Source organism: Micromonospora fluostatini (genome assembly GCF_050410825.1).
Taxonomy (GTDB): Bacteria; Actinomycetota; Actinomycetes; order Mycobacteriales; family Micromonosporaceae; genus Micromonospora; species Micromonospora rosaria.
Genome location: NZ_CP191251.1, coordinates 4,985,033 through 5,001,740, shown reverse-complemented (window position 1 = coordinate 5,001,740; position 16,708 = coordinate 4,985,033). Strand labels below are relative to the sequence as shown.

16 protein-coding genes are annotated in these 16,708 nt (G+C 70.5%); 7 read left to right on the top strand and 9 right to left on the bottom strand.

All coding sequences use genetic code 11. From position 1 onward, the window contains the following. Positions 1 to 371: 371 nt before the first annotated feature. Both ACQUFX_RS22020 and ACQUFX_RS22015 read left to right on the top strand, forming a co-directional pair. Positions 372 to 1,238, top strand: coding sequence for a hypothetical protein (locus ACQUFX_RS22020; protein WP_428962213.1), 867 nt, complete (start codon positions 372 to 374; stop codon positions 1,236 to 1,238). Then, on the top strand, positions 1,231 to 2,223 hold the full coding sequence (locus tag ACQUFX_RS22015; protein ID WP_428962212.1) for a TRM11 family SAM-dependent methyltransferase: 993 nt from the start codon (positions 1,231 to 1,233) through the stop codon (positions 2,221 to 2,223). Before ACQUFX_RS22020 ends, ACQUFX_RS22015 begins: the two co-directional genes overlap by 8 nt. Here the strand turns inward: ACQUFX_RS22015 and ACQUFX_RS22010 are convergent. From ACQUFX_RS22010 to ACQUFX_RS22000, 3 genes are read right to left on the bottom strand one after another with little or no spacing between them, the layout of a single operon-like run. Further along, a complete protein-coding gene (locus tag ACQUFX_RS22010) occupies positions 2,193 to 3,785 on the bottom strand; it encodes a site-specific integrase (protein ID WP_428962211.1) in 1,593 nt (530 codons plus the stop codon). The two genes, ACQUFX_RS22015 and ACQUFX_RS22010, sit on opposite strands and share 31 nt — an antisense overlap. A 33-nt stretch (positions 3,786 to 3,818) precedes the next feature. Further along, positions 3,819 to 4,151: a helix-turn-helix domain-containing protein gene (locus ACQUFX_RS22005; protein WP_428962210.1), complete on the bottom strand. Its 333-nt coding sequence runs from the start codon at positions 4,149 to 4,151 to the stop codon at positions 3,819 to 3,821. After that, positions 4,152 to 5,273, bottom strand: a complete 1,122-nt coding sequence (locus ACQUFX_RS22000) for a tyrosine-type recombinase/integrase (RefSeq protein ID WP_428962209.1) — start codon at positions 5,271 to 5,273, stop codon at positions 4,152 to 4,154. Positions 5,274 to 5,413: 140 nt separating this feature from the next. Between ACQUFX_RS22000 and ACQUFX_RS21995 the strand changes: the two genes are divergently transcribed. The 5 genes from ACQUFX_RS21995 to ACQUFX_RS21975 all read left to right on the top strand — a co-directional run bounded on the left by ACQUFX_RS21995 (position 5,414) and on the right by ACQUFX_RS21975 (position 9,093). Then, positions 5,414 to 6,274, top strand: coding sequence for a hypothetical protein (locus ACQUFX_RS21995; protein ID WP_428962208.1), 861 nt, complete (start codon positions 5,414 to 5,416; stop codon positions 6,272 to 6,274). Beyond that, positions 6,271 to 6,819 (top strand): DNA cytosine methyltransferase, encoded by a 549-nt coding sequence (locus tag ACQUFX_RS21990; RefSeq protein WP_428962207.1) that lies wholly within the window; start codon positions 6,271 to 6,273, stop codon positions 6,817 to 6,819. Before ACQUFX_RS21995 ends, ACQUFX_RS21990 begins: the two co-directional genes overlap by 4 nt. Before the next feature lie 520 nt (positions 6,820 to 7,339). Then, positions 7,340 to 7,744 (top strand): hypothetical protein, encoded by a 405-nt coding sequence (locus tag ACQUFX_RS21985; RefSeq protein WP_428962206.1) that lies wholly within the window; start codon positions 7,340 to 7,342, stop codon positions 7,742 to 7,744. A gap of 299 nt (positions 7,745 to 8,043) precedes the next feature. Then, positions 8,044 to 8,253 carry a glycine-rich domain-containing protein gene (locus ACQUFX_RS21980; protein WP_428962205.1) on the top strand — a complete coding sequence of 70 codons (210 nt, stop codon included), beginning with the start codon at positions 8,044 to 8,046 and terminating at the stop codon, positions 8,251 to 8,253. Between the two features lie 12 nt (positions 8,254 to 8,265). Continuing rightward, on the top strand, positions 8,266 to 9,093 hold the full coding sequence (locus tag ACQUFX_RS21975) for a phosphotransferase (RefSeq protein WP_428962204.1): 828 nt from the start codon (positions 8,266 to 8,268) through the stop codon (positions 9,091 to 9,093). A 217-nt stretch (positions 9,094 to 9,310) separates the two neighbouring features. Here ACQUFX_RS21975 and ACQUFX_RS21970 read toward each other — a convergent pair whose 3' ends face one another. The 6 genes from ACQUFX_RS21970 to ACQUFX_RS21945 all read right to left on the bottom strand — a co-directional run bounded on the left by ACQUFX_RS21970 (position 9,311) and on the right by ACQUFX_RS21945 (position 16,666). Continuing rightward, the gene (locus ACQUFX_RS21970) at positions 9,311 to 9,745 is read right to left on the bottom strand and encodes an NUDIX hydrolase (RefSeq protein ID WP_428962203.1); all 435 of its coding nucleotides are present in this window, start codon (positions 9,743 to 9,745) and stop codon (positions 9,311 to 9,313) included. A 360-nt stretch (positions 9,746 to 10,105) separates the two neighbouring features. Further along, positions 10,106 to 10,369, bottom strand: a complete 264-nt coding sequence (locus tag ACQUFX_RS21965) for a hypothetical protein (RefSeq protein ID WP_428962202.1) — start codon at positions 10,367 to 10,369, stop codon at positions 10,106 to 10,108. A 33-nt stretch (positions 10,370 to 10,402) separates the two neighbouring features. Continuing rightward, positions 10,403 to 11,137, bottom strand: a complete 735-nt coding sequence (locus tag ACQUFX_RS21960) for a phosphotransferase (protein ID WP_428962201.1) — start codon at positions 11,135 to 11,137, stop codon at positions 10,403 to 10,405. 140 nt (positions 11,138 to 11,277) lie between these two features. After that, positions 11,278 to 12,261, bottom strand: a complete 984-nt coding sequence (locus ACQUFX_RS21955; RefSeq protein ID WP_428962200.1) for a thiopeptide-type bacteriocin biosynthesis protein — start codon at positions 12,259 to 12,261, stop codon at positions 11,278 to 11,280. Positions 12,262 to 12,359: 98 nt separating this feature from the next. Beyond that, complete coding sequence (locus ACQUFX_RS21950; RefSeq protein WP_428962199.1) at positions 12,360 to 13,601, bottom strand: lanthionine synthetase C family protein; 1,242 nt, start codon at positions 13,599 to 13,601, stop codon at positions 12,360 to 12,362. Next, positions 13,598 to 16,666, bottom strand: a complete 3,069-nt coding sequence (locus ACQUFX_RS21945) for a lantibiotic dehydratase (protein ID WP_428962198.1) — start codon at positions 16,664 to 16,666, stop codon at positions 13,598 to 13,600. Before ACQUFX_RS21945 ends, ACQUFX_RS21950 begins: the two co-directional genes overlap by 4 nt. Positions 16,667 to 16,708: the final 42 nt, after the last annotated feature.

The window sequence follows — 16,708 nt, the reverse complement described above, 5'->3', positions numbered from 1 at the left end:
GGTGACATCACTGGGTACGGCTTCCGATCACCCATGACCGACCCAACGCCGCCGCGAACCGAAGGTCACGACCGTGATGCACCTTCCGCGGCACCGAGAGCCAGCCATCAACGGTGGACCCGATCAAAGACTCTCAAACGGACGCACAGCATAGATCAACTCAAGATCGTCGAACCCACCTCTGACAGACGCGCCACGCGTCTGTCAGGACACAACCAGGACCGGACCGGGCGACGACGACCGGACACAAAACTGACGTGGGCTGTCAGGCGGGTCGGGGCCGCTGTCAGAGCGCCACGTGTGCGCCACGACTGACAACCACCGATTGGTAGACGTCAGCGCATCACGGCGCGGCGCGGAGCCGACACCACATGAGCGAGCACTCCACGCCGCAGCCCGCCCATCCGGGCGGCACCCTCCACATTCCCGCCATCGACCTGATCGCCGGCGACCCGCCGGTGCCGATCACCGTCTGGCGCACCGCCCGCCACGGCGACGACCAGAGCACGACCATCTCCCACCGGCTGGCCTACCGGCTCACCGCCGCGTACAGCCGGACCGGCGAGACGGTCATCGACCTCACCGACACCCACGTCCTGCAGGCCGCCTGCCGGCGCGGCGGACGCCTGCACCACCCGGCCTGGTTCACCGACGCCCCGACGCTGGTCGTCGGGCCACCCACCCCGCAGCACCTCACCCCGCACACGGATGACACCTCCGACTCCGGCCAGGTGGAGGCGGACGACGTGCCGACGTGGTTCGGCGACGACCTCACCGACCCCGACCCGATCCCGGGCGACACCCCGCCCGCGACCGTCGACGACGGTGCCGACGCGCAGGGCCAGGCCAACCTCGTCGTGGCCACCTGGCCCCTCGACGACCGCAGCGACGCGGGCAACCGGGTCCGCCTGGCCTGGCTGCTCGCCGCCTGCACCGGGCTGCTGCGACCCGGCGGGTGCCTGGTCCTCGTCGTCGCGGTCCCGGCCGGCACGGCCACGACCCCGGAGGACTTCACCCCCGTCGTCGAGGCCGCCGCCACCGCCGGCCTCGGCTACCTGCAGCACATCGTCGCGGTCGCCGCCGACACCGACGGCGACCGGTTCACCTACCACGCCACCGACGAGGAACTGCTCTCCCTGACCCGCACCACCGGCCCGCAGGAGTTCCTGCTCCACCTCAAGGTCCACGCCGACCTGCTCGTCTTCACCCACAAGCAGGGCGGTGACCGGCATGCCTGACACCACCCCCAGCAACCCCGACGGCACCAACCCGGTGTGGCCGCAGGACCTGTCCGTCTGGGCCACCGCCCAACAAACGGGACCGGTCCAGCGCCGAGGCCGCTACGTCCCCCAGTCGGTCCGGCACCCCGCCCGGATGCTGCCCGCCATCGCCGCCCACGCCATCCACGCCTACACCCGGCCCGGTGACCTGGTGTTCGACCCGATGTGCGGGATCGGCACCACCGTCGTCGAAGCCATCCACGCCGGCCGCGACGGCCTCGGCCTCGAATACGAGTCCCGCTGGTCCGACATCGCCGACCTCAACATCGCCCACGCCCACCGGCACGGCGCCACCGGCCGCGGAGCCGTGATCCGCGGCGACGCCACCCGCCTGACCGCCCTCCTGCCCACCGCCCTGGCCGGGCAGGTCGCCCTCGTCGTCACCTCACCGCCGTACGGGCCGACCGTGCACGGACTCGTCCGGCCCGGCGCAGGCGGCGTCGTCAAAACCGACGACCGGTACGGCGAGGACAAGGGCAATCTCGCCTACCGCTCATCCCTGGCCGCACTGGTCGACGGGTTCACCGACATCCTGCGCGGCTGCCACACCCTGCTACGTCCCGGCGGCGTCGTCGTGGTCACCGCCCGCCCCTGGCGCAAGCGCGGCGACCTGGTCGACCTGCCCTCCGCGGTCCTGGCCGCCGGCACCGCCGCCGGCCTCCTACCCCTCGAGCGGTGCGTCGCGCTGCTCGCCGCCGTCCGCGACGGCGCGCTGGTCGCCCGGCCGTCGTTCTTCCAACTCCAGCAGGTCCGCAAGGCCCGGGCCGGCGGGGTGCCGATGCACCTCATCGCCCACGAGGACGTCCTGGTCCTCGGCAAACCCCAGATCTCCGGGAGTTCGGCCGAACCCAAGTGTTCGCCACACGAATCCGGGTGTCCGGAGGGGACATCGTGCCATGCGGGCACTGGGGTTCACGGAATCTCGGGGAGGCGGTCCGGGTGAGGGTCGCCGATGAGTTGTCGGGCGTTGGTCGCCCAGCGGATGGCGGTGCCTTCGCTGAGTCCGAAGACGGCGGCCAGGTGCAGCGGGTCGGCGCCGGTGGTGACGGCTTCCTCGAGTTGCCGGTCGATGCGCAGTCGTTCGAGGGTGCCGGGCAGGCCGCGCAGGTTCAGGATCCAGGTGGCGCTGACGGGTGCGTGTCCCATGGCGCTGGCGGAGCTGACGAGCAGGTGCGGGTTGGCGGTGTGGGGCCAGCGTCCGCGCCGGTAGGCCAGCCAGTCGAGCAGTGTCTGGGTGGTGAGGTCGTCCAGCGGTCGGCTGTTGCCGGCGATGGCGATCCGGTGGGCGGCGAGGTCGATGTCGTCGAGGTGCAGGGCGCGGATCTGTCCTGGTCTGGCGGCGTGGACGGCGGCCAGCACGACGCAGAGCCGCGCCTGGATGGTCGTGGCGGCGGTGACGCTGGCGCTGATGTCGTCGGGTTCCAGCAGTGGCCAGATCGGGTCGGGCACCTTCGGGCCGCGCAGACCATGGGTGGGGTTCCGGAAGACCAGTTTGTGGGTCTTGGCCCATCGGAACAGTGCGCGCAGGGCGGTCGTCGCCGTTTCACGGCGTCGGCCGTGCAGCGTGGCGAGGTGGGTGGTGACGTCGGCGCGGGTGACTTCACGCAGGTGATCGCGTTGTGGCCAGGTGGCGGCGGCGTCGATCGCCGCAGCTGTGTAGGCGCGGACCGTGCTGTAGGTGCGGGGCCGGCTTCGTGGGCTTCCGTCGCGCAGCGTGCGCGCCCAGCTGCTCAGGTCTCGACGCCATGGTCCGGGCAGGCCGGCGAGTCTCGTGGCCATCCAGCCCTCCAGGCTGGCGGGCCGGTCGTCGTCGACGATGTCCATGGTCGAGAGGACCTCGATGACGTAGTCGAGGTTGATGCACTGCCGCGCGGCGACGGCCGCGAAGTCGCTGACGCGGATGCGGTCGGGTTCACGGTGTTCGGCGAGCAGCGTGACGAGGACACGTTGCATCGCGCGTTGCGCGGTGGGTTCCCATCCGCGTGCCTCGGCCGTGGTGTGGGCCAGGTGCAGGCCCCATGCCAGCCACGGGTTGTCCGGTGGCGGTCCGGTGCGCAGATCAACAACAGCGCGGTAGTTGCGTGGTCCCGGTGGCAGCAGCGGCTCCTGCAGCCAGGTGCTGCGGGGGCGGCCGGCGTGTGGTGGTGGCTGCCTGTGTGGTCGCCCTTTGGTGCCGTAGCGGCGCGGCGTCGTGCGTGGTGGTGCCTGCCGACGGTCGCTGAGGCTCAGGAACAGTTGCTGCCAGCGGATGCCGGTCAGGTAGGGGGCGAGCAGCACTGCGGAGCGCGCGTCGTCGGCGAGTCTCGCCCGCTCGTCGCGGGCCTGGCACCAGCACAGGCGGCAGTAGCCCTGCTTGAGCCGCTGTGTCCGGTGGCAGGCCGCGCACTCGCCCCTGGGGTAGCCCTTGTGCGGGGCGGCGAAGTTGTAGCAGGGCTGGCAGATGCCCTGGGCGAAGGTCATGCCCCAGGCGAAGCAGTGCGCGCAGCTGGTGACGGTGCGCGGCACGACCGTGCCGTCATGGTCGCGGGCGCCCACCGGTCAGCGCGGCGGCAGGGACCGGCCGTCACGGCGGCGGGGCACCACCCGGGTGATCGGGACAGGTGCGGTGGCGTCGGCGGCGGGCTTCGCGGCGTCCGGGACGGCGCGGGACACGGTGTCGGGTTCGGCGATCAGCAGGTCTCCGACCTGGCAGTCCAGCGCCACGCAGATCACATCAAGGTCGGCCAGCTTGATTGTCACCGGCTGGCCGGACCACAGCCCGGACATCTTTCCGGCGGAGATGACCAGGCCGTGCTCGGCGAACACCTGCTGCAGCTCGGAGGCCTTCCAGATGCCGCGTTGAGCCGCGACCAGGCGCATGTTCCACCGCATTCAGGCGAGTCCTTCCAGTCGTCGGGCGGCGCGTCGCTGTCCGTCGAGCCACGCCTGTTCGATGCGGGTGCGGTGCACGTGGACGTACTTCATCGTGGTGGCGACCCAGGCGTGCCCGAGCATCTCCTGGATCGCGATCAGGTCGACTCCGTTGAGGTACATCTGCGACGCGCAGTAGTGCCGCAGCACGTGCGGGGTGAGTTTGTCTGTCCAGGCGGGCAGGTGCGTGGTGACCGCGGCGGCGAGTCCGGCGCGCATCGTGTCGTAGCCGACCCGGCCGCCGCCGGAGCGTTCCGTGCAGAACAGCGGTGCGCCGGGCGTCCGGTAGTCGCCGCCCAGGTGCGCCCACACGTCCTCGATGAACCAGGCGAGGGTGCGGCCGGCATGGTTGATCAACGGCACCATGCGTTCGCGCGGGCCGGAGCCGTTGGCGCCTTTGCCGCAGCGGACGTGGAGCTTGCCGAACGGGCCGAGGTCCCACTTGATGTCGTCCAGGTCGAGGCTGCGGGCCTCGTTGACCCGCAGTCCGACATCGGCCATCAACCGTGCTGCGGTGTAGTTGCGGGCCGTCGGCGCGAACTTGCGGCAGGTGGCCAGCTCCGCCGCCCACCCCGTGAACAAGGTGTCGATCTCCTCGACGCTGGGTGGGATCCGCAGCTTGGCGTCCTTACGCCCCCGCGGCCGGTTCATCTCGTCGATCGGACACGCCACGACCCGGCCGGTCAGCGCGTGCAGTTCCGCCTGGAACCGCAGCTCAAGGAACGCGAAGTAGATCCGCAGCGCCTGCGAACGGGCCAGCCTCGTGCCCGAGGGCGCATTCCGCAACACGCGCCCGAAGTAGGCGTCCGCGTCCGCCGGCTCCATCTCCCACAACGGCCGGCCGAACCAGTCCCGAATCTGCTCCAGCTGGCTGACATCCCCACGCACCGTGCCGTCGGTCAACCCGGCCGAAGCGCGCGCCAGCACGAACCCGGCCAGCACATCCACCTCGAACCGCTCGATCTCCTCGACGGATGCAGGCGCACGTCGATCACGCAGATCCCGGACGACCGCCAACCCCAACTCAAGAACCTCACGTTCACGGCATCCGAATCCGCTCCGGACGATCCGAAGCAGCTTCAAGATTCCCGAGGAAGGGTCAGAACACAACCCTTGATCCACATCCCGAGAACCACAAGCTCAAGGACCTTCACCACCAGACACACGCCGACGAACTCAAGCGATGTCGAACTGCCGACGGGAGACGGAAGCGGGGTGGTCGCATGACCGCGCCCACCCACCGCTTCCTGTCTCTCGGCGCCGGGGTGCAGAGCTCCACGCTGCTGTTGCTGGCCGTCCACGGCCGGATTCCCGCCTTCGACGCGGCGATCTTCGCCGACACCGGGTGGGAGCCGGTCGCGGTGTACCGGCACCTGGACCGACTGGGGGACATCGCCGGGCGGGCCGGGATCGAGGTGGTGCGGGTCAGCGCCGGTGACATCCGCGCCGACGCCCTCGACCCGCGGCACCGGTTCGCCTCGATGCCCCTGTTCACCCTCGGCCCCAACGGCGAGCGGGGCATGGCCCGCCGACAGTGCACCAGCGAGTACAAGATCCGCCCCATCAAGGCGGAGGTACGCCGCCGCCTCGGCTACCCCCACCCCGCCCGGGTCCCGACGGGAGTGGCCGCCGAGATGGCGATCGGGATCAGCCTCGACGAGATCGGCAGGGCCCGCGACGCCGACGTCGCCTACATGCGCAACACGTTCCCGCTGCTCGACCTCGGCTGGCGGCGCCACGACTGCCTCGCCTACCTCACCGCCCACGGGCTCGCCGACACCCCGAAATCGTCGTGCGTGGGCTGCCCGTTCCACGACGACAGATTCTGGGCCGACCTCAAGGCCCACAGCCCAGCCGAGTGGGCCACCGCGGTCGACTTCGACCACCGCATCCGCGCCGGGTCGGCGAGGGCCACCGCCGCCGGCCAACCCCTGCGCGGACAGTTCTACCTCCACCGGCAGCGGATCCCCCTCGACCAGGTCACCCTCCACCCCCGCCAACAGAGTCCGGACGACACACCGAGCTGCGGACCCTGGACCTGCCCCCACCCCTCCGACCCGTCGCCCGGTCGGGAGGTGACGTGATTGACCTCCAGTCCCCGCCCCGGATCGGATCCCTGTGCACCGGATACGGCGGCCTCGACCTGGCCGTCGAACTGGTGCTCGGCGGCCAGCTCACCTGGTACGCCGAAACCGACCGCCACGCCCGCACCGTCCTCGCCCACCACTGGCCGGACGTTCCGAACCTCGGCGACATCCGCACCGTCGCCTGGAGCACCGTCGCCCCGGTCGACGTCCTCACCGCCGGATTTCCCTGTCAGGACATCAGCAACGCCGGCACCCGCGCCGGTATCCACGGCGTCCACAGCAGCCTGTGGACAAGCGTCGCCGACGCCGTTCGCCACCTTCGACCGCCGATCGTGTTCGTGGAGAACGTCGCCGCGCTCCTCCGCCGAGGCTTCGACGTCGTCCACGCCGACCTGGCCGCGCTCGGGTACGACACACGCTGGACATGCCTACGCGCATCCGACATCGGCGCCGCCCACCGCCGAGACCGCCTGTTCCTGCTCGCCACACCTACCCGACGGCCGGAAGCAGGTACGGACGCTGCCGACACCCTGCGCCCGTGACGGCAAGGGCCCCGGCCACCAGCACGGACTGCCCGACCTGATCGAGCCCACCGGAACCACCCACCGCCTCCTGCCCACCCCCACCGCCGTGGCCTACGGGTCGCACACGTCCCCGTCGGCCGGAGCGATCCGCCGGCCGAGCCTGGCCGGCATCACCGCCCACCACCTCCCGCCCACACCGACCGCCGACGCCGCCACCGGCCCCACAAGCGCCACCAACCGTCCCACCCGGCGGCCCCGCGCCGACCCCGGCACGCGCGGCAACCGGCCAGACCACGACCCGCAAGCGCCCATACCCCCACCCGACACCCAGCCCTCGACCATCCGCCCTACCGCCATCGGCCGCCTGCTGCCCATCCCTAGGGCCAGCGACACCGGCACCCCAGGACGCCGGGCCGGCACCGGGTTCCGGCCACCGCTGTCCCAGGTGCTTCTGCCCACGCCGAAGGCCACTGACGGCACCAAAGGCTGCCCCGGGCAGCGCGGCTCCCACGGGGACCTCACCCTTCCGTCGGCGGCGGTGCGGGTACCAGCCCGGACCCTGCCCACACCGCGTGCGTCCGACGCCCGCGGACCCGGCCAGCATGGCGACGGCGGGGCGGACCTGCGCACCACCATCGCCGGGCTCGGCCAGCCCGACACCGACCGGTGGGGTATCTACGCGGCCGCCGTCGCGCGGTGGGAGCTGCTGCTCGGCCGTGGTGTGCCGGAGCCGACCCAGCCGGGCCGGCATGCCAAGCCGGTCCTGGCACCAGCGTTCGTGGAATGGCTCATGGGTCTCGATGAGCACTGGGTCACCGATCCCGTGCTCGGACTGCCCCGAACGGCCGCGCTGCGGATCCTCGGCAACGGCGTCATCCCCCAGCAGGCCGCCACGGCGCTGCGGATGCTGTTGTGCCCCCACCGGTGGCAGGTGCCATCATGAGCCGACTGCCCGGCGGCGGTCATCTGGCCCGCTACGGAGATCACCGGGCAGGGCCGGTCACGGGGTACCTCGATGAGGGGCTGTTCGACCAATAGTTCCGGCCCCGTCGCACACGCGTGGTGACGGAGAATTGTGAGGACCGTTGACACTCGCGTGAAGGATGCCATCGGGCTTGTGCGGGGCCGTTCGGACGCTCGAACGGTGCCTGGAGATTCGACCACGGCCACCGGGCCTACCAGGTTCAACTCCCCGCCCCGCCGAGGGCCACCGGGCAGCTACGACGATCTGGCCTGCCCCCGGTGTTGCAGCACACCGTGCCGTACGTCGCCGCGTGCGAGCAGATCGCCGGCGGCTTCGTACACCACATCCCCGTCCTCACCGAGGGGATGATGGACGGGACCGCCGTCACGTTCACGCTGGCGGCGCTCCACCAGACCGGCTACCGGGTGGACATGGAGTTCTGGGCCGGCGAGGCGGAGTCGTGCTGCCCGCCCAACCCGGGCAACTGACGGAGGAAACCTGTGCGAAGCGACTGGACCACCCTGCCCGAGGCTGTGACGGCGCGCATCGCCGAACGAGTCGGCGGCATCATCGACGTGGACCCGGCTCCGAGCGGCAACCACGCGGAGATCGCGTCGACCGTCACCGGCTCGGCGAGGAAGGTCTTCGTCAAGGCGGCTTCGGGTGACCTGGGCGTCCGGTCGCTTCGCTTCGAGCTGGCGGCAACCAGCGCGATCACCGGGTATCCGCCTGAGGTGCTGTGGCACTTCGAGTGCGGCGGCTGGTTGGTGGTGGGAGTCGAGCACCTGGACGGCTCCCACCCCGACCTGTCGCCCGGCAGCGCCGATCTGGACCTGCTGGCCTCCGCACTGAAGGGCCTTCAGGAAACGCCTGCCCCCGACGGCCGCTGGTTCACGCCGGCCAACCGGCTCGGTTTCGCCCATCCGGCGATGGAGGGCGGGATGCTCGTTCACTCCGACCTCAACCCCGCCAACCTGATCGTGACGACACGCGGGCTGCGCATCGTCGACTGGGCCTGGGCCACCAGATCGGCCCCGTGGGTCGAGCTGGCGCTGCTCGTGCAGTGGCTCATCGGCAGCGGCCACACCGCCAGCCAGGCCGAGAAGTGGCTGGCGCAGTTCCCCGCCTGGACGGCAACCGACCCCGAGGTCCTGAACGACTTCGCCACCAGAAGCGCCTCGAAGTGGTCGACCAAGTCCCGGGAGAGCAACCTGGGATGGGTCCACGATCTCGCGGCCTGGACCACCGAGTGGGCGACCCACCGAAGCCGTGCCTGCTACCGCACTGCCCGTTGCCCGACAACCTGCGGCCTCGGCCCTGATGGATAACAACGCCCACGCCTAGGGATACAAGAAGCCCTTCGGCAGGTCACCCGACGGCTCGTTGTTGTAGGACTCGGGGCGGAGGCTTGTCCGCAGCGACCAGGCCACGCAAAAGCTCAGAGAAACAGTCGCGGCGGCGGTCGATGGCCTGACGCCATGTGGCTCGGCGGCGATGGGACACCCCGGGAGGGCTGGTATCCGGGGGTGCCGTAGCCGGGTGGGATCAGTCGAAAATGCGTCCCAGTAGGGCGCCCTGGCCGGACTGGAGGATGTGGGCGGCCTCGAGGGGGATCCAGAAGCACTCGAAGCGCGTCGGTGGCCGGTGCCCGTCGTGGTCCTCCTGGCTCGTCCACCGCGGCGGGGTCGCCTCGGCCAGCTCCAGCAGGATGACATGCCGGTGCTGAAGTTCGAAACGGTACGGGCTGATGTCGTACTCGGTCTCGCCGAGTTTCCGCACGACCGTGAAGTCCCGCAACCCGGTCTCCTCCCGAGCCTCCCGCAGTGCCGCCGCTTCCGGGGTCTCGCCCGGGCGGATGGTGCCGGCCGGCACCTGGATGCCGACCTCCTCGTCGTGGTGATCGGTGTGCCGAAAGACCAGCAACCTCCCGTCGCGGACGATGTAGCACAGGACCTTCTCCACGGTGACCCTCTCCGGCACCGGGTACCCCTTCCCACGTCGGTTTCGCGGGCCCCGGAATCCGTTGCTGGGGGAACCGCTTCGGTCGAACATGTGATTGTCCCGTAGAAGTGGTAGCAGGTGGAAAGGAGTCGATGACGTGCAGCAGCCCTGGACGATGCGTGAGGTGGACCGCTGGCTCAGGTGGGTGCACGACAAGCATCTTGAATTCGACTACCGGTACATCTACTTCGCCTACCTCGCCGCGCAGGTTCCCGGGCCGGGCTGCGGTTGGGTCACCAAGACGACGAACCCCGACGGCAGCTACCTGCTCCAGGCAGGCAGCACGACTATGGGCTGCGGTTGTCCGGTGACGGCGAGGCCACCCGATTCTGTGAGCACCTACGCCAGCGGTACTGCGCTGACCGGTATCCGAGCATGGAGGAGTGGGAGACGGCCCAGCACCAGGACTACCTCGAGGAGGCCACGTGGCGGTACGGGCGGTCCGACTGAGACAGACAGAGGGCGGCCGTGCACGACCAGCGTTTCGGCCTGTGCCCGGTCGTGTTCGTCGTCGAGGTGGGCGTACGTTCCGGCGGCGTAGTAGTTCTGTTTGGCTTGGGAGAACGCGAGCAGACCACCGATGGCGTCGAGATCGTCGGGCACCTGTGCCTCGGCCCGGCCATCGGGTGTGGCCCCCTATCCGGAGCCTCTCGCCGCGACCGTTGGTCGTCCCAAGATTGAGGCGGCGCGGCGACGGAGTGGTGCAGCGATTTCAGGATTTGTTCCCTGCTTGGCGGCGTGCAGGAGTTCTGTGATGACTACCAATTCGCTGTAGCGGCCTGCAGGAGTGGTGAGTAGGTGGGCCATTTCACGTTCGACCTCATCAGCGGTCTCAGGTGTGAGCAGGCTGTAGCTGTGGAGCATCGCGGCGTCGTATCCGGCTGGTGCGTGTCCCCATCCTTCCCAGTCGAGGATTCGGAGATTAGGTGCGCAGAGGTTCGCGAAGTGAAAGTCGCCGTGAGCTGGCGTCCACGGGAGCGTGGCGTAGTCGCTGGCGGGGACACCAAGGTAGTGCGGCATCGCCCATGCGAGGAATCCCGGTTGTATGGTTACGCGGGTGGTACGGATCGCAGCGATGACCTCCAGCGCCGCCCGTACTCCCCTCCACCAACCGGCCGGCAGGTTCGGTGGGGCGGTGATGACGGCGGGGGCGGCGACCGTGCTGTCGGCGACGTACTCGTACAGTTCGCTCCGGTAGGCCCAGGTGGGGTCGGACCAGTCGTGCCAGCGCCAGAGCTGGGGCCGTGGGATCGACGGTGGTAGAGAGTCCTGCGCCTCGATGGCACCGTTCCAGTAGGTGTCGGCGATCTGGTCGGTCGGGGCGCTCGCCACCCGCAACCACGCCGGTCTGCTGAGCGTGACGACGGGCATGCCCAAGGTGCGGCCATTCCAGCCCCACGCCTCGGCACTGCCGAGCGCGGGGTGGGAGTGAAGGGCCGCGCGGGCACGGGCGTGCGCTGTACGCATGCGTAGGGCGACTCCAGGATCGGGTGGTACGGGCCACATAGATATCACCACCTAGTCCCGGCAGTGTCATCGACGGCGGTATCGAGCATGGTGACGGTTGCCGCATGAGCGAGAAGTGCTTGCACCGTTGTGGTCAGGCCGAGTCGGTTCCAGTGGAAGATCACGTGGTGGGCCAGTACGTCACGCAGCCCTCGACGTAGAAGGCCGGTGCGCGCGAGGCTGCGGAGCGCCACACCGCCTTCGGTCATCGCGCCGAACCAGGGCCGTGCGGGGGCGAGTGGGTCCTGGCCGTCGATCGACCCGGCGGTTCGCTCGATGTCGAGAGCGAGAAGGCGATGTACCTGACCGGCCATGCCGAGTAGCCGGTTGCGGGGAACCTTCGTGTCCAGGGGGCGCATTCGGGTCACCCGTTGCCAGACGTCTGCTTGTTCGTGCCAGTCCTGGCCGGTGGCGCGGAGCAGCGCAGAGCAGAGCAGCACGGACAGTTCTCGGCGGCCGAGCAGCGGAGACTGCGGATCTGGTTGAGTACCGGAGTGCCGGAGGTACGCCAAGGCGTGGGCGCTGTCGGCGTGGAAGAGCCGGTGGGCCAGCTCCATGCCCTCGGTGCCGCCGAATGCACAGCTCTCGGGTTCGTAGATGCCGGGTGACCAGGCGACGAGGAGCTGCTTCGACGTCAGTTCGTCGAGCATCTGCGTGACGAACGCCCGCATCCGCGCTGGGGATTCGTTGGTGCGGAGCCGCAGCCGCCAGTGCGGAGTCTTCCGGATGTACCACCAGGACGTGAGGAATCCCTGGTCTTCGGCTTGGCGCAGCCTCGGGGCGACCTGTGTCGCGACGGTGCGTTCGGCGGTGTACCGGTCGGGGAACTCGATCTCGACCTGGTGCCAGTCGGTGGCGGCTGGATCCGATGCGATGGCGGCTCGCCCGGCGGCCTGGTAGCGCTCGGCAAGCTCGGTGAGTTCGGCGACCGGGACCGAGGCGCGGTCGGCGGCGAGCTGTGGTGGTGTTCCGGCGAGGAGGGCCAGCACCGCCGGCTCCAGCGTCAGAAGAATTGGGGGCGTCCCGGTTCGCGGTGGAGCTGCTGGTGGCCGGTCGTCCCGGGCCGTTTCGTTGCCGGGGACGGGGGTCAGGTGATCAGCAGACATGCGTCCCATCCGGAAGTCGGTGGAGCGTCCTGCGCGATGGCGCACATCACGAGAGCGACGCCGGCCCGGCCTTCGAGGAATCCGTCGCCGGAGTCCGCTGTCGTCGTGGCGTGATGGAGCAGTTGGTCAATGACGGCTGGGAGGAGGGTGCTAATCATCGGATCCGCGGCGTCCGCGGCCGTTCGCCACGCGGTCAGGGTGAGGCCGGCCCAGCCGTGGCAGAGGCTGGTGTCGCTGAGGCGTTGAAGCTGGTCCGGTTGGGTCAGGCAGGCGGCCAGGGCGTTTTCGGCGAGCCGACGACGGTCGGGGTCGTTCAGGGCCAGGCCGGCGAGTTGCTGGGCGCGGGCGAGCCCCGGGGTGCCGTAGCACCAGGACGGCCGCAGTGGGCCGGGCTGTCCTGGGCGGCCGGTTCGATGGTCCTGGTGGGTGATCCATTGGGGCCACCAGGTTCCGTTGTTGTCGTGCTGTCGCCAGCGGTCCAGCCAGGTGTTGATGCGTTCGATGGCGTCGAGGTGTCCGGGGACGATGGTGCCGCGCAGCTTGGCGAGAGCGAGGAGGGCCAGGGGCCCGGTGATGCCGTGGGCGAGGCCGAGGTTGGCGTGGCCTCCCGGGAAGGCAGGGGAGTTGCGCGCGTGGGGGTCCTGCTCGGTCCACCAACCGGGAACGACCTCGCCGTGATGGTGCAGTGGCTCGGTGAGCCGCACGAGATACGTGAGGATCCGGCCGAGGGCATCGTCGTCCGGGGCGTGTCGGAGGAGGTGGGCGCCGATGCCGGTCAGGCCGGAGATGACGTCGTACTCGGCCATCCGGGGTAGTTCGGCGCGGGTGATGCGGACGAGGGCGTGGTCGGTCCGGCGGTGTGCGAGCGCGGTGACCGCCCGGTGGAGTGCGGGCTGTGCCTTGTCGTAGCGGCCGGGTTTGTCGGTCGTGGCGGCGTGGAGGGCGAAGGCCAGGGCAGGTGCCCCACGGAACAGGCTGCTGCCGACGTCGGCGAGGACCCCGCCGTGTGCGGCGGCTCGCAGCCAGTCGTGTGCGGTGTTCCAGGTACCGGTGCCGGTGAGGGCCCGTTCGATGTGCAGCAGGGCGACTCCAGCGGCCCCGTCCGCCAGTGACTGGGCCTGTCCGGGCCGGTCTGGTGGCGTGGGTGGCACAGCGAGACGGCCGGCGACGGCCGCCATGGCATTGTCGATACGGGCGATCGGGGTGGACGCGGCAGGGTTCATCGGGTCTCCGCGCCGTGGAGAGCGGACCAGCGTAGGGCTGCGGCGCGGGTCAGCTTGCGGATGAGGCGTTCCCGGTCGGGGTCGATGCCGTGCAGGCGGATGCAGTGCAGGTGCAGCAGGGACGGTACGACGGACCAGGGGTCGCGTTGCGCGGCGAGACGGTCGCGGTACTTCTCCAACGCGGCTCGGCGGTGCTGCCAGAAATCCAGAAGATGGTCGGCGTTGACGCTGGAGCGCAACGCCGACCATCCCGCTGCCGGGTCGGCCAGGCGGACGGCCTGGTCGTGCACAGCTCGTGTCGCCGGAGCGGCTTCCCGGGGGAGGTGGGTCGTGAGCCAGGCCATCGCGGTGCCGGTGTCGCCGGCGATTGCCATGACGATGTCCACGGCGCTCGCTGCTGCGAGCGCCTCCAGCGGCACCGGGGTCGTGGCGGCGGCGTTCAGTTCGGCGACCGCTGTGCCGGAGTCGGCGGCAAAAACCTGTTCGGCGGCGGCCATGGCAGTGCCGTAGCCGTACCGGCCGGTCTCGGGGTGGTAGGTGTCCAGTTGAAGCCGGCCGAGACGCCGCCGCTGTCGGAGGCGAGTGGCCCAGATGCCGACCCGCGCGGCGGCGGGGCCGTAGGCGTCGGCGTCGGGTAGCCGGATCCGTATCCGCAGGTGAGGGTCTGGATCGCGGTACGGCAGGTACCACCACTCGGTGGGGCCGTCCCACGTCCCGAGCAGATCCGGTACCTCGTGCAGAAGGTCGGTGATCCGGCCGGAGGACGTGTACAGCTTCGCGTAGAGCCAGGGGGAGCTGCCAGGCAGGTGTCCGTCGTCGTGCGCGACGGCCCGGAGCCCGGCCAGAAGTGGGGCTGGCGTCTGCGGGGTCGTGCGGGTGAGTGGGATGACGATCTCGTGGGCGTGCCCGTCGAGCCACCGGTAGGCATCAACGGAGGGAGCTTCTTCGAGCCGGAGGTGGCCATGACGGCCGAGGTGTGCGCGGAGCAACTCCTGGTGCAGGTTCTCGGTGAGGTCCAGGGGCAGGAGGTTGTCTGCCTCCACGAGGTGGACCCGGTCGGGCAGGCGGAACCGGTGTCGCCACTCGGCCAGCGCGTTTCGCCACTGCCGCCGAGGGGCGTCGGCTGGCGGTAGGTCCCCGGCGGTGAGGTTCCACCGAGCCGGGGCCAGCACCGTGCGTCCGTACCGGACGCGGGGGAGGAATGGCAGCGCCGCCGCAGCGCCCCAGGAGAACGGCATGTAGACCGCCGCGCCGGCGCGGGGCAGTTCGCAGAGGAAACGCGCCAGGGGGTGGGTGAAGTAGCGGAACTCCACGGCGTTGAACGCCGTGGGCTCGATCAGCCGCCCGTGGCGCAGCGACACCAGGAACAGCCCCTCGGTGTCGCCCCCGACGGCCATGTCCTCTACCCGGAGGGCCTGGTTATCGTCGGGGAACTCGCCTGCGGAGAGCACCAGCGGCAGCATCGGTGAGGCGGAAGCGAGGTGATCGGAGGATGCCTGGAGCGGCGGAAGGGACAACTGGACCGGCACCGCTCCCGCGCGCATGCTCGCGACCGTCGAGTAGGCGTCCCGGAACTGGCCCTGCTCGGCGGCGTCGAGCAGATGCAGGAACCGACCGGTGGTCGCTCCGGCGGCGCGGGCCGCGCCGCTGACGACCAGCGTGTACCGGTCCTCCCGCAGGGCGGTGGTGTCGGTCGCGTGGACCTGCAGGAACAGTTCGATGTGGGGTGGTGGCTGCGCGGGCGGTTGGTGGGGTCCGGCGAGGTCGGAGAGCGTGCGCTCGTCGAGCAGCAACTCGTCGCCGCCGTCCGTTGTCGCCTGCTGGGCCAGCCGCAGCAGGCTGCGGTCCCGCTCGGTGAGCGGGGCCGCCGAAAGGGTCCGGTCCGAGCCTCGGTAGGTGGCGGGAAAGCCCAGCCCGATCTCCGGGTTAACCAGGTCCAGCAACGGCACCACGGCGCCGGGGCCGTACCGTTCGAGGAACGCGCCGTGGTACTCCTCCCACGCCGGGAGTCCACGCGGGTACGGGGTCAGCCGGGTCAACGCCGCCGCAGCCTCGCGGGCGTGCCTGACGAGGGTGTCGGGCAGAGTGACGGTGGCGTCGAGTCTCAGGTCGACGGCGGCGGGCTGGCCCACGTCGCCACAGACCACCTTCATCTGCTCGACGAGTGCGGGACGGAACTCCCCGCTCGGGGCGGTCAGGCCACGGTGGTGCTCTCCGATGGCCACCAACGCCTGAAGGGTGTCCGCCACCTCCGGAATCGCGTCCGCCTTGACGGCTTCGAGCTGCCCCAGGAGGTGTGCGAGGCCGTCAGGGGCGGTCATAGGTGGCCGCAGCGCCGTCAGCAGTACCCCGACCTGGACCAGCCGCGCGATGGACGCCTCGGCGGCCGACGCCGTGCAACCCGGGAAGTCCTCGCACAACTTCGTGATCAGATCCGTGACAACGATGGGCCTACGGGCGTAGGTCGTCACGGCCGCGACGACGGCAGTGCGACGAACCGTTACCTCCACTGGCGTCGGGGCGGCACCCGGTCGGCCGGGGGTGCTGGGAGGCCGCTGGAACGGTACGACCACGCGGTCCTCACGCATCTCGGCCAGGTCGGTGAGCACCACCGGCAGCCGGCGCAGCAGCGCCGGGCACTCCTCCAAGAGGGCGATGACGCTGGCGAGCCATGCCCCGTCGCCTCGCCGTCCGGCCCGGTGTAGCCCGCCCCACCGCACGGCCGGCTTCCCGCCGAGCGAGGCGGGAGCGACTCCGGCGAAGAGCGCGAACGGAGTGCTCCGCCCGGTCATCCGCAGCAGGTACCGGGCCGTCGATACGACGGCCCGCCGGAGCTGCCGCGGGTCCTGACACTGCCCCGTGCGGATCCGCTGGACCTGATCGGCCAACGCGGGGCTCGCGGCCGTGATGGCGACGGCGAGCTCCGGACGGCTCCACACCGCGGTGAGCCAGCCGCTGACCTGATCGAGAACAAGCTCCCCGGTCAGGTCCGGCCACGGAGGAAGACCCAAGGTGACGGGACTGGTCGAGGCACGGATCAGCAGTGCGTCGAGTACCTGGAACACCGATGCCTCCGGGGGTGGCGGTGGGTCCGACGTCAACGGGCG

Excerpts from the sequence above, each read along its gene's own strand:
- ACQUFX_RS22020 (WP_428962213.1), top strand. The coding sequence starts at position 372 with ATGAGCGAGCACTCCACGCCGCAGCCCGCCCATCCGGGCGGCACCCTC.
- ACQUFX_RS22015 (WP_428962212.1), top strand. The coding sequence starts at position 1,231 with ATGCCTGACACCACCCCCAGCAACCCCGACGGCACCAACCCGGTGTGG.
- ACQUFX_RS22005 (WP_428962210.1), bottom strand. The coding sequence starts at position 4,151 with ATGCGGTGGAACATGCGCCTGGTCGCGGCTCAACGCGGCATCTGGAAG.
- ACQUFX_RS21995 (WP_428962208.1), top strand. The coding sequence starts at position 5,414 with ATGACCGCGCCCACCCACCGCTTCCTGTCTCTCGGCGCCGGGGTGCAG.
- ACQUFX_RS21960 (WP_428962201.1), bottom strand. The coding sequence starts at position 11,137 with ATGCCCGTCGTCACGCTCAGCAGACCGGCGTGGTTGCGGGTGGCGAGC.
- ACQUFX_RS21950 (WP_428962199.1), bottom strand. The coding sequence starts at position 13,601 with ATGAACCCTGCCGCGTCCACCCCGATCGCCCGTATCGACAATGCCATG.